14 protein-coding genes are annotated in these 12,186 nt (G+C 64.7%); 1 reads left to right on the forward strand and 13 read right to left on the reverse strand.

Annotation, left to right across the window (positions count from 1 at the left end; genetic code table 11):
- From rplB to rpsL, 10 genes are all read right to left on the reverse strand, one after another.
- The coding region (gene rplB / locus K2X73_RS02330) for a 50S ribosomal protein L2 (RefSeq protein ID WP_294108218.1) at window positions 1-566 on the reverse strand (566 nt) is incomplete at its 3' end.
- 4 nt (window positions 567-570) lie between these two features.
- A complete protein-coding gene (locus K2X73_RS02335; RefSeq protein ID WP_294108219.1) occupies window positions 571-882 on the reverse strand; it encodes a 50S ribosomal protein L23 in 312 nt (103 codons plus the stop codon).
- The gene (rplD, locus tag K2X73_RS02340; protein WP_294108220.1) at window positions 875-1,507 is read right to left on the reverse strand and encodes a 50S ribosomal protein L4; all 633 of its coding nucleotides are present in this window, start codon (window positions 1,505-1,507) and stop codon (window positions 875-877) included. Before rplD ends, K2X73_RS02335 begins: the two co-directional genes overlap by 8 nt.
- A 2-nt stretch (window positions 1,508-1,509) precedes the next feature.
- Entirely contained in the window at window positions 1,510-2,259 is a 750-nt protein-coding gene (gene rplC, locus K2X73_RS02345; protein WP_294108221.1) for a 50S ribosomal protein L3, read from the reverse strand.
- 295 nt (window positions 2,260-2,554) lie between these two features.
- Entirely contained in the window at window positions 2,555-2,863 is a 309-nt protein-coding gene (gene rpsJ, locus K2X73_RS02350) for a 30S ribosomal protein S10 (protein WP_007406109.1), read from the reverse strand.
- Between the two features lie 162 nt (window positions 2,864-3,025).
- Window positions 3,026-4,216, reverse strand: a complete 1,191-nt coding sequence (gene tuf / locus K2X73_RS02355; RefSeq protein WP_294108222.1) for an elongation factor Tu — start codon at window positions 4,214-4,216, stop codon at window positions 3,026-3,028.
- 262 nt (window positions 4,217-4,478) lie between these two features.
- Window positions 4,479-4,982: a hypothetical protein gene (locus K2X73_RS02360; RefSeq protein WP_294108223.1), complete on the reverse strand. Its 504-nt coding sequence runs from the start codon at window positions 4,980-4,982 to the stop codon at window positions 4,479-4,481.
- A gap of 86 nt (window positions 4,983-5,068) precedes the next feature.
- Window positions 5,069-7,165 (reverse strand): elongation factor G, encoded by a 2,097-nt coding sequence (fusA, locus tag K2X73_RS02365; RefSeq protein WP_294108224.1) that lies wholly within the window; start codon window positions 7,163-7,165, stop codon window positions 5,069-5,071.
- 121 nt (window positions 7,166-7,286) lie between these two features.
- Entirely contained in the window at window positions 7,287-7,757 is a 471-nt protein-coding gene (gene rpsG, locus K2X73_RS02370) for a 30S ribosomal protein S7 (protein ID WP_294108225.1), read from the reverse strand.
- A 56-nt stretch (window positions 7,758-7,813) separates the two neighbouring features.
- Window positions 7,814-8,185, reverse strand: a complete 372-nt coding sequence (gene rpsL / locus K2X73_RS02375; RefSeq protein ID WP_010545715.1) for a 30S ribosomal protein S12 — start codon at window positions 8,183-8,185, stop codon at window positions 7,814-7,816.
- Window positions 8,186-8,460: 275 nt separating this feature from the next.
- Between rpsL and K2X73_RS02380 the strand changes: the two genes are divergently transcribed.
- The gene (locus K2X73_RS02380; RefSeq protein ID WP_294108226.1) at window positions 8,461-8,892 is read left to right on the forward strand and encodes a polymer-forming cytoskeletal protein; all 432 of its coding nucleotides are present in this window, start codon (window positions 8,461-8,463) and stop codon (window positions 8,890-8,892) included.
- Window positions 8,893-8,904: 12 nt separating this feature from the next.
- Here the strand turns inward: K2X73_RS02380 and hflX are convergent, their stop codons facing one another.
- From hflX to K2X73_RS02395, 3 genes are all read right to left on the reverse strand, one after another.
- Window positions 8,905-10,218 carry a GTPase HflX gene (gene hflX, locus K2X73_RS02385; protein ID WP_294108227.1) on the reverse strand — a complete coding sequence of 438 codons (1,314 nt, stop codon included), beginning with the start codon at window positions 10,216-10,218 and terminating at the stop codon, window positions 8,905-8,907.
- Window positions 10,215-10,706 carry an RNA chaperone Hfq gene (gene hfq, locus K2X73_RS02390; RefSeq protein WP_294108355.1) on the reverse strand — a complete coding sequence of 164 codons (492 nt, stop codon included), beginning with the start codon at window positions 10,704-10,706 and terminating at the stop codon, window positions 10,215-10,217. Before hfq ends, hflX begins: the two co-directional genes overlap by 4 nt.
- A gap of 97 nt (window positions 10,707-10,803) precedes the next feature.
- Complete coding sequence (locus K2X73_RS02395) at window positions 10,804-12,186, reverse strand: sigma-54 dependent transcriptional regulator (protein ID WP_294108228.1); 1,383 nt, start codon at window positions 12,184-12,186, stop codon at window positions 10,804-10,806.

Consider the following 12,186-nt stretch of genomic DNA (forward strand, 5'->3'; position numbering starts at 1 on the left):
ATATAGCGCTGCTCGCCCGAGTTCAGGCGGATCATCACCATGCCCTTGTCGCGGCCGACGATCTGCACATAGGTGCCGGCCGAGCGCGCGAGCTGGCCGCCCTTGCCCGGCTTCATCTCCACATTGTGGCAGATGGTGCCGACCGGCATCTGGCCAAGTTCCATCGCATTGCCCGGCTTCACGTCGGTCTTCTTGCCGGCGATCACCTTGTCGCCGACGGCAAGACGCTGCGGCGCGATGATGTAGGCCAGACGCTCCTTGCCGGCTTCGTCCGCGCCATAATTCACCAGCGCGATGAAGGCGGTGCGGTTGGGATCATATTCGATCCGCTCCACCGTGCCTTCCACGTCCCACAGACAGCGCTTGAAATCGATGAGGCGATAGCGCTGCTTGTGCCCGCCGCCGATGCCGCGCGAGGTGACATGGCCCTTGTTGTTGCGGCCACCGGTCTTGCGCTTGCCCTCGGTCAGCGCCTTTACCGGCGCGCCCTTGTGCAGCCCGGCGCGATCCACCAGGATCAGGCCGCGCCGCGCGGGGCTCGTCGGGTTATAATGCTTGAGTGCCATCGCCTCAGATCCCCGTCGTCACATCGATCGACTGGCCCTCTTGCAGGGTGACGATCGCTTTTTTCACGTCAGACCGCGTGTAGGGCGCGCCCTTCCACTTCTTGGTCTTGCCCTTCTGGACGATGGTGTTCACCCCCGTCACCGACACATCGAACAGAGCCTCGACCGCGGCCTTGATCTCGGGCTTGGTCGCGTCGCGCGCGACCTTGAAGACGACCGCGTTATGCTCGCTGAGCAGCGTCGCCTTTTCGGTGATGTGCGGGGCGACGATCACGTCATAATGACGCGCGTCGACCGCCTTGCCCTTCTTAGCCATTGAAGCGCGCCTCCAGCTTTTCGACCGCGGCGCGGCTGAGCACCAGCGTATCGGCCTTCAAAATGTCGTACACATTGGCACCCATCGCCGGCAGCACGTCGATCGCGTGGATATTGCCGGCGGCCAGCGCGAAGCTGGGCTCGACCACATCACCGTCGATCACCAACGCGTGCTTGGCGCCGATCGACTGAAAGCTCTTGGCGAGCGCAGCGGTCTTGCCGCCATCGATCGCGAGCGAGTCCATCACGATCAGTTTGCCGTCCTTGGCCTTCGCCGAAAGTGCCATCTTCAGGCCAAGCGCTCGGATCTTCTTGTTGAGCGACGGGTTGAAATCGCGGACGCGGGCGCCGTGCGCCTTACCGCCACCGATGAATACCGGGGCGCGGCGATCGCCGTGGCGGGCGGTACCGCCGCCCTTCTGGCGACCGAACTTCTTACCGGTGCGCGCGACATCGGCACGCTCCCGCGTGCCGCGCGCGGTACCTCGGCGCTTCTCGAGCTGCCAGGTGATGACGCGGTGCAGAATGTCGGCGCGCGGCTCGAGCCCGAAAACATCATCCCGAAGTTCGATCTCGGCGGCGCCGTTCGCGCAATCGCCTTCGAAAGTGGAGACCTGGATTTTCATGTTCAGCCCTCCTGGCCGTCGGTGGCGTCCGCCGCCGGCGCTGCTTCAGCGGGCGTATCGGCTGCCTGGTTGCTGTTGGCGGCCTTGATCGCGGCCGGATAAGGTACACCCTCGGGCGCCTTCACCTTCACCGCGTCCTTCACGATCAGCCAGCCGCCCTTCGAGCCCGGCACCGAACCCTTCAGGAAAATCAGCCCGCGCTCGACATCGGTCGAGACGACTTCGAGATTTTGCTGGGTGCGCTGACGGTCGCCCATATGGCCGGCCATCTTCTTGTTCTTGAAGACCTTGCCGGGATCCTGACGGTTACCGGTCGAGCCGTGCGAGCGGTGCGAGACGGAAACACCGTGCGTCGCGCGCAGACCACCGAAGCCCCAGCGCTTCATCGCGCCGGCGAAACCCTTACCCTGGGTATAGCCCTGCACGTCGACCAGCTGCCCCGGGACGAAATGGTCGGCAGCGATTTCCGCGCCAACATCAAGCAGCGCGTCCTCGCTCACGCGGAATTCGCGGACGATCGCCTTGGGCTCGACTTCGGCCTTGCCGAAATGGCCACGCTGCGGCTTGGCGACATTCTTCGCCTTGGCGGTGCCGGCACCGAGCTGGACCGCGACATAACCGTCACGATCGGTCTCGCGGCGCGCGACCACCTGAAGCTTCTCAAGCTGGAGAACGGTTACCGGCACGTGCCGGCCGTCCTCCTGAAACAAACGGGTCATCCCCATTTTCTTCGCGATCACGCCAGTGCGCATGATCTCACCTCCAAATGCAGAGGCCCGCCCGGAACCATTTCCCGGCGGGCATACCAGCCCAAAATTCTAAGCGAGCCCCGTCCCGGGCTGGTGCCCGGTTGCCCGGGCGCGACGGGGGACGCTGTCCCGGTGCCCAGGGGCGCCGGCGGTATCCCGAATAAAGCCTTGGTTCGTCCCCCCGCTGGCGGGGTCTCTTGAAGCCGGGCGAACCCGGAGGCTAGAGGCCCTGGCTTTCGCCGGGGCGACGCGCGCCATACATGGCGCGAATCCTTGTTCCCGTAGGAGAGCGGCGCGCTTACGCCAGCTTGATCTCCACGTCAACGCCTGCCGCGAGATCAAGCTTCATCAGAGCGTCGACCGTTTGCGGCGTCGGCTGTACGATGTCGAGCATGCGCTTATAGGTGCGCACCTCAAACTGCTCGCGCGACTTCTTGTCGATGTGCGGGCCACGGTTGACCGTGAACTTCTCAATGCGCGTCGGCAGCGGGATCGGACCGCGAATGAGCGCGCCGGTGCGTCGCGCGGTGTCGGCGATGTCGCCGGTCGCTTGATCGAGCACGCGATGATCGAACGCCTTCAGGCGAATGCGAATATTCGAGTCCATTGTCCCTACCGATGCGAAAGAGCAGCGGAGCTAAGCGTCACAAGCGTCACATGGGCATGCGGCCCGGCGACGGAGTGGGCTCCACTCCAAAAAAATAAGCCTTACACAAATAGCAACCGCCCGACTCCCCTGCCGGGGAATCGGGCGGTGCGATGCGCTATATTACTTCGTGATGCCGCTGACAACACCCGCGCCGACGGTCCGGCCGCCTTCGCGAATGGTGAAGCGCTGGCCGACGTCCATCGCGATCGGCGCGATCAGCTTCACGCCGAGTGCAACGTTGTCGCCGGGCATGACCATCTCGGTGCCCGCGGGCAGCTCGACGGTGCCGGTCACGTCGGTCGTGCGGAAGTAGAACTGCGGACGATAGTTGGCGAAGAACGGCGTGTGACGGCCACCTTCGTCCTTCGACAGCACGTAAACTTCCGACGAGAACTCGGTGTGCGGGGTGATGGAGCCGGGCTTCGCGAGCACCTGGCCGCGCTCGACTTCGTCACGCGCCACGCCGCGCAGCAGCGCACCGATATTGTCGCCGGCCTGACCCTGATCGAGCAGCTTGCGGAACATTTCGACGCCGGTGACGGTCGTCTTGCGCGTGTCGTGGATGCCGACGATTTCGACTTCCTCGCCCACCTTGATGATGCCGGTCTCAACACGGCCGGTCACCACGGTGCCGCGGCCGGAGATCGAGAACACGTCTTCGATCGGCATCATGAACGGCTTGTCGAGCGGACGCTCGGGCTGCGGAATATAATCGTCGACCGCGCGCATCAGCTCGAGCACGGCGTCGTGGCCAAGCTTGGTGTCGCTGCCGTCGAGCGCCTTAACCGCCGACCCCTTGATGATCGGAATATCGTCACCCGGGAAGTCGTAGCTGCTCAGCAGTTCGCGGATTTCCAGCTCGACGAGCTCGAGGATTTCCTCGTCATCAACCAGATCAACCTTGTTCATGAACACGACCATCGCCGGCACGCCGACCTGGCGGGCGAGCAGGATGTGCTCGCGGGTCTGCGGCATCGGGCCGTCGGTCGCCGACACGACCAGGATCGCGCCATCCATCTGCGCGGCGCCGGTGATCATGTTCTTCACATAATCGGCGTGGCCGGGGCAATCAACGTGCGCATAGTGGCGCGCCGAGGTCTCGTACTCGACGTGCGCGGTCGAGATGGTGATGCCGCGCTCGCGCTCTTCCGGGGCCTTGTCGATGTTCGCATAGTCGACGAACGTCGCGCCGCCGGTTTCAGCGAGAACCTTCGTGATCGCCGCCGTCAGCGAGGTCTTGCCGTGGTCGACGTGGCCGATCGTCCCAATGTTCAGGTGCGGCTTGGTCCGCTCGAACTTTGCTTTCGCCATTTCTTCCTCTGTCTATCAAACCGAACCGCCGCCGGGCGAACGGCCTTTTGAACCCGTCTTCATCTCTGGATCAGGGCTTGGCGGCCCCAAACGACAAGCACCGGCCAAACCCAGGCCGGCGATGAAGGCGCGCCTTTAGCCCAAGCGCGCCGGGATGGCTAGAGCGAATTTCGCCTTCGACTCCACAGCGCGCGAGGCGGCGATATGGAGGGCGGAACGGCACTTGTCCAGCGGCAGACCACCAGTCTTGGCGGGTAGGAGCTCATTGCTTCATCCCCGCGACGACGGCGACTTGAGTCGCACCGTCCTCGCTCGTCGCCGAAACGCTGAGCGAGCGCTTGCTGGTGTCATCTGTCGCGCTGAACTGACGGCTGCCGCCCGCCTCGGTCGTGGTGACGACCCTGATCCCGGCGGCTTCGGCCCGCGCCCGGTAGAACGCGATCACCTTTTCCGCCGAATCACCGGTGGTGAAGCTCACCATCCCGCCCTTCCCGTCTTTGCTGGTCCCGCCCATGCTGGCCTGTACCTTGGCGCCAGGATAAGCCGGCGCGAAATCGGGCCAGTCATTCGGCCAGCGAGCGCTGTCGCCTGCGGTGAAGCTCGCCTGCTCGCCATTGGCGCCGGTGAGGTTAAGCGTCGCCGCGCCGCCATCGTCGTGCGTCGTCACCTCGGCTCGACCGCCATCGGCCGTCACCACCGTCTGCCGCCGCTCCTCGCCACCGCACGCGCCGAGCGCCATTAGGCCAATCAGCACCAGTTTGCGCATCGTCCGCTCCCCAAGACGCAGAAACGGGCGTGGATCGCTCCACGCCCGTCCTCAACGTCTCACGATGCCCCGAAGGGGTCAACGCATCAGGCGAACTTCGCCTTCACCTCGTCGGCGACATTCTGCGGCACTTCGTCATAGTGCGAGAACTGCATCGTGTACTGCGCGCGGCCCTGGGTGAACGAGCGCAGCTGGTTCACATAGCCAAACATGTTGGCAAGCGGCACCATCGCTTCAACCGCCTGCGCGTTGCCGCGCGTATCGGTGCCCTGGATTTGGCCGCGACGACTGTTCAGGTCGCCGATCACGTCGCCCAGATAATCTTCGGGCGTGACCACTTCCACGCGCATAATCGGCTCAAGCAGCTTGATGCCCGCCTTCGCCGCCGCTTCGCGCATCGCGCCGCGACCGGTGATTTCGAACGCCAGCGCCGACGAGTCGACGTCGTGATACTTGCCGTCGACCAGATGCACTTCGAAGTCGATGATCGGGAAGCCGATCAGATGGCCGCTCTCGGCCGATTCGCGCATCCCCTTCTCGACCGAGGGGATATATTCCTTGGGAATATTGCCGCCCTTCACTTCGTCGAAGAACTGATAGCCCGAACCGCGCTCGCCCGGCTTCAGCTGGACGCGCACTTCACCGAACTGGCCCGAACCGCCCGACTGCTTCTTGTGAGTGTAGGTCAGCTCGACTGGCTTGGCGAGGTACTCGCGATACGCCACCTGCGGCGCACCGACATTGGCCTCCACCTTGAACTCACGCTTCATGCGATCGACGATGATTTCGAGGTGGAGTTCGCCCATCCCCTTGATGATCGTCTGGCCGCTTTCCGGGTCCGAGCTCACGCGGAACGACGGGTCTTCGCGGGCGAGGCGGTTGAGCGCGACGCCCATCTTCTCCTGGTCGGCCTTGGTCTTGGGCTCGACCGAGAGCTCGATCACCGGCTCGGGGAATTCCATCCGCTCCAGGATGATCGGCGCCGCTGGCGTACAGAGCGTGTCGCCAGTGGTCGTGTCCTTCAGCCCCGCGAGCGCAACGATGTCGCCGGCATAGGCCGCCTGGATGTCCTCGCGGCTGTTCGCATGCATCAGCAGCATGCGGCCGACCTTTTCCTTCTTGTCCTTGACCGAGTTGGTCACGGTCGAGGCGCCTTCGAGCTTGCCCGAATAGATGCGCACGAAGGTAAGCGTGCCGACGAACGGGTCGTTCATGATCTTGAACGCGAGACCCGAGAAGGGCGCTTCGTCCGAGGCCGGGCGCTCGTCCGGGGTTTCGCCATCGAGCTTCAAGCCCTGCACCGGCGGAATGTCCAGCGGGCTCGGCAGATAATCGATTACCGCGTCGAGCAGCGGCTGGACGCCCTTGTTCTTGAACGCCGAGCCGCACAGCACCGGCACGAAAGCGAATTCGAGCGTGCCCTTGCGGATCAAGCGCTTCAGGGTGGCGGTGTCGGGCTCATTGCCCTCCAGATACGCCTCCATAATTTCGTCGTCCTGCTCGACCGCCATTTCGATCAGCTCGGCGCGCGCCGCTGCAGCGGCATCCGCCAGCTCGGCCGGAATCGCCTGATATTCGAACTTCGCGCCGAGGCTTTCTTCGAGCCAGATGATCGCGCGATTCTCGACGAGATCGACAAGGCCCTTGAAATCGCTCTCAAGACCGATCGGGAGGTACAGCACCAGCGGCCGCGCGCCGAGCCGGTCCTTGATCATCTGCACGCAGCGGTCAAAGCTCGCGCCGGTCCGGTCGAGCTTGTTGACGAAGCACATGCGCGGCACGCGGTACTTTTCCGCCTGGCGCCATACCGTCTCCGACTGCGGCTCAACGCCCGCGACGCCGTCGAAGCACGCGATCGCGCCGTCGAGCACGCGCAGCGAACGCTCGACTTCGATGGTGAAGTCAACGTGGCCAGGGGTGTCGATGATGTTGATGCGGTGCTCTTCGCCCTTGCCGTCCTCGGCCCGCCAGAAGCAGGTGGTGGCGGCCGACGTGATCGTGATCCCGCGCTCCTGCTCCTGCTCCATCCAGTCCATCGTCGCGGTGCCTTCATGCACCTCGCCGATCTTGTACGACTTGCCGGTGTAATAAAGGATACGCTCGGTCGTCGTCGTCTTGCCGGCGTCGATATGCGCCATGATGCCGATGTTGCGATAGCGTTCGAGCGGATGGCTGCGGGCCATGACAGGTCTTCCTTGGATGTGCGGACACCCCAGGGCGACCCCCGGGGCGCGCGCGATATAGAGGCGATGCGCGAGTTACGAAAGCCAAAAGGCGACGCTGGTCCGCGTCGCCTTTCGACCTTTACCAGCGATAGTGCGAGAAGGCGCGGTTGGCCTCGGCCATGCGGTGCGTGTCTTCGCGCTTCTTGACGGCGTTGCCGCGGTTGTTCGCGGCGTCCATCAGCTCGCCCGACAGCCGGGCGGCCATCGTCTTTTCGGCGCGCGCGCGCGCGGCCGAGATCAGCCAGCGGATCGCGAGCGCCTGAGCGCGCTCGGGGCGGACTTCGACCGGCACCTGGTAAGTCGCGCCACCGACGCGGCGGCTGCGGACTTCGATACCCGGCTTCACATTGGTGAGCGCATCGTGGAACACGCCGAGCGGCTCGCGCTTCGCGCGCGCCTCGATCGTGTCGAGCGCACCATAGACGATCGCTTCGGCAACCGATTTCTTGCCATCGAGCATGACCGAATTCATGAACTTCGACAGCACCACATCCCCGAACTTCGGATCGGGCAGAATTTCCCGCTTTTCGGGACGACGACGACGCGACATTGCTTGTTTCCTTTATGCTTCAGCCGGTCCGGAACCTGTCCGGGGCTTACTGTGGATCACTTCGGACGCTTGGCGCCGTACTTCGAACGCGACTGCTTGCGGTCCTTCACGCCCTGCGTGTCGAGCACGCCGCGCAGCACGTGATAGCGCACGCCGGGAAGGTCGCGCACACGGCCGCCGCGAATCAGCACCACCGAGTGCTCCTGCAGGTTGTGCCCTTCACCGGGGATGTAGCTGATCACTTCGCGGCTGTTGGTCAGGCGAACCTTCGCCACCTTGCGCAGCGCCGAATTCGGCTTCTTCGGGGTCGTCGTGTAGACGCGGGTGCAGACGCCACGCTTTTGCGGGTTCTGCTCCATCGCAGGGACCTTCGACTTGGCCTTCTGCGGCTCGCGGCCCTTGCGGACCAATTGGTTGATTGTCGGCATGAAGCCCTTCACCTTATGTTACCGGCAAACCCGGCGGTTACTTTGCTCGCGGTTCCACGAAAAATAGGCCCGACGGGCGATCGCACGCGATCCCCTGGGCCTGTTCGCTTGCCGCTGGCAATGTTCAAGCACCCCGACGATGGATATCCGTCGGAGCAGCGGGCGCCTATACGGGGCGCCGGGTGCCCCGTCAACTGCCCTGCTACGCCGAACGCGGGGTTGCGCCACCGTCCCCCTTCCGGGCTAGAAGGCGACCGAGAGCGAAAGGATCGGCGATGTTTAGCAACAACCGGCAACGCGAGGCGAGTTCCCTGGCGACCACCAATGGCGGCGGCAAGCGTCAATTCTCGGTATTAGGGCCGGATGTACGAATCATCGGGAACCTGAGCGCCACCGCCGACCTTCATCTCGACGGCACGATCGAGGGTGATCTCGCCTGCGCGACCCTGGTTCAAGGCACCGAGGGTCGGGTGATCGGCAATGTCCGCGCGGAAACCGCGCGCATCGCCGGCACGATCGAGGGCGGCGTTTCGGCGCGCAACATTACGATCGAGCGCAGCGCCCGGATCACTGGTGATGTCGAGTACGAGACGATCGAGATCGAGAACGGCGCGCAGGTCGACGGTCGGCTGACGCATCGCGACGCGACCGCCGCGAGCAAGCCGGTACTGGTTGAGGTTCTGCCGCCGATCAACCAGAGCGAATAGCGAAATCGCCGATCAAACGGGAGAGGACGGACCGCGCTCCATCAGCTGTTCAAACCGCTCGTGATCGGCAGGCGACAGGCGTACCTCGTACAGAGCGCGCGCCTCCTCCAACCAATGATCGAGCACCTCACCGTGCTGATGAAGCCACGCCGCCCCCGCGCCATCCGCCAAATCAAGCGCAATTGTGTAGCGGCGATGGCCAGCGGTAAGCTTTTCCGCGACCGAGCGGAGTAACGCGTCCGCCCCCTCCCCCGTAAGCGCCGACAGCGGCATCACATCTTCGCGCTTGGCCGCATCGGCAAGCAAGGCCTCGCGCGCATCCGTGTCGAGCAAATCCAGCTTGTTCCACGCCTCGAAGCGCGGAGTCGCCTCGGCGACGCCAAGCTCGAGCAGCACTGCCTCGACATCGGCGCGCTGCGCCTCGCTATCGGGGTGAGCGATGTCACGGACATGGATCAGGATGTCGGCCGAGACGACCTCCTCCAAAGTCGCGCGGAAGGCAGCGACCAGCTGCGTCGGCAGGTCCGACACGAAGCCCACCGTGTCGGACAGGATCGCCTTGTCGATCCCCGGCAGCGCGATCTGGCGCAACGTCGGGTCGAGCGTGGCGAACAGCATGTTCTCCGCCATAACCTGCGCGCCGGTCAAACGGTTGAACAGCGTCGACTTGCCGGCGTTGGTATAGCCAACCAACGCGATCACCGGCCAGGGCGCGCGCTGTCGGCGGTCCCGATGAAGCGTGCGGGTGCGGCGCACCTGATCGAGCTCGCGGCGCAGCTTCGCCATGCGGTCGCGGATCAAGCGCCGATCGGCCTCGATCTGGGTTTCGCCCGGGCCGCCCAGAAAGCCGTAGCCGCCGCGCTGGCGCTCAAGGTGGGTCCAGCTGCGCACCAGCCGCCCGGCCTGATAGTCGAGATGGGCGAGCTCCACCTGCAACCGCCCTTCGGCTGTCGCCGCGCGCTCACCGAAAATCTCCAGGATCAGCCCGGTGCGATCGATTACCTTGGCTTCTAGCGCGGTCTCCAGATTGCGCTGCTGGACCGGGGTGAGGCTGGCGTCGAAGATCACCAGCTGGGCGTCTTCCATCCGCGCCGTGGCGGCAATCTGCTCGATCTGCCCTTGGCCGATCAAGGTTGCCGGGCGGGGCGTCCGCAGCCGCAGCGCGACCTTATCGGTGACGACCAGACCGATAGCCTCGGCAAGGCCCGCCGTCTCCGCCAAGCGCGCCTCGCTGTCCCGCGCGGCGCCGCCCTGATCGGGCAGCACCACCACCGCCTTGCCGCCGCGAGCGAACTCGCCGCGATCGCGCTCGAACCCGCTACTCAATCGGCTTCCGCCTCATCCGCCAAGTTGAGCGGGTGCGCCGGCTGCACGGTGGAAACGGCGTGCTTATAGACAAGCTGCGCCAGCCCATCGCGTTGCAGCAACATGCAGAACAGATCGAACGCCGAGATATAGCCCTGAAGCATGACGCCATTGACGAGGAACATCGTCACGGGTTCCTCGGACTTGCGCACCGCGTTCAAAAAAATCTCCTGGAGCAGCGGCGCTTTCTTCTGCGCCTCACCGATCGTCTCCAGGATCGAGTCGAGGTCGATCGGCTGGGCGGGCATGATCGTGGAGATGGCGTGCTTGTAGATCAGCTGCGACTGACCGTCGCGACGCAGCAGCACCGAAAAGTTATCGAACCAGGTGACGATGCCCTGCAGCTTCACGCCCTTAACCAGGAACATGGTGACCGGGGTTTTCGAGCGGCGGAGCGAATTGAGAAACAGATCCTGAAGCGAGGGCTGTTTGTCGGCCATGATCGGTATCCTTGTTCTTGGCGGGGTTTGCCCGCGATGCGCCGTATTGTTTCAGCGTCGAATTGAAGTGGCTCGTCTCCAATGTAGGAACCGATAGGCCAAGCGTCTACTCCTCGCTTCGGGTGTCGGTGATGCCGAGCAGCTTCAGCTTGCGGTGCAGCGCCGAACGCTCCATCCCGATGAAGCTCGCGGTTCGCGAGATATTGCCCGAGAAGCGCCGGATCTGCACCCGCAGATATTCGCGTTCGAACGATTCGCGCGCCTCGCGAAGCGGCGCCCCCATGATCGCCTGTGTCGCCGCCCCCAGCCCCGCGTCCCGCGGATCACCAAGAACTTCGGCGGGCAGCAGATCGAGATCGATCCGACCGATCCGGTCACCCGGTGCGAGGATCACCGTCCGTTCGACCACGTTGCGCAGTTCGCGCACATTTCCCGGCCAGTCATAGCTTTGCAGCGCAACCATCGCCTCTGGCGCGATTTCCGGCGTGGGCACGCGGCGCTGCGCGGCATAATGCGCGACGAACTGCTCGACCAGCGGCGGAATATCCTCCCGGCGTTCGGTCAACGCTGGCATCGTTACTGGCACCACGTTCAGCCGATAGTAGAGGTCTTCGCGGAACCGACCCTCGGCGATCTCGGCGGTCAGGTCCCGCGCCGTCGCCGAGACGACTCGGACATCGACGCGTACCTGGCGCTGGCCGCCGACCCGCACGAAGCTCTGGTCGGTCAGCACTCGAAGAATGCGCGCCTGGGTCGCCACCGGCATGTCGGCGATTTCGTCAAGGAACAGCGTGCCGCCATGCGCCTGTTCAAGCAGCCCAGGCCGCGCGACCTGCCCGCCCTCCTCCACGCCGAACAATTCTTCCTCGACGCGCTCGGGCGTCATCCGCGCGGCGCTCACCACGACGAACGGCGCGCCGGCGCGCGTGCTCCAGCCGTGGAGCAGCCGGGCGGCCACCTCCTTGCCGGTACCGGCGCCGCCCATGATCATCACCCGGCTGCCGGTCGCCGCTACCCGTTTCAGGGTGGCGCGCACGCCGTTGATCGGCGCGGAGTTGCCCGTCAGTTCATCCTCGCGCCCGGCGGCGGCACGGAGCGAGGCGATCTCGCGCTTCAGCCGCTCGGTCTCGGTCGCACGCTCGACAAGCAGCAGCAAACGCTCGGCCTCGAACGGCTTCTCGATGAAATCGGCCGCGCCCCGCCGGATCGCCGCGACCGCGGTATCAAGGTTGCCGTGCCCTGAGATCACGATGACAGGTAGACTGGGATCGCGACGCTTGAGCTCATCGAGCAGATCGAGCCCGTCGAGCCGCGAACCCTGCAGCCACACATCGAGCAGGACGAGCGATGGGCGCCGCGCGGTGAAGGCTTCGAGCGCGGCGTCGCTGTCGGCGGCGAGGCGGGCCTCATAGCCTTCATCCTCCAGCACGCCGGCCACCAATTCGCGAATGTCGCGTTCGTCGTCGACGACCAGGATATCGAGAGTCAT

The organism is Sphingomonas sp. (assembly GCF_019746665.1).
Taxonomy (GTDB): Bacteria; Pseudomonadota; Alphaproteobacteria; order Sphingomonadales; family Sphingomonadaceae; genus Sphingomonas.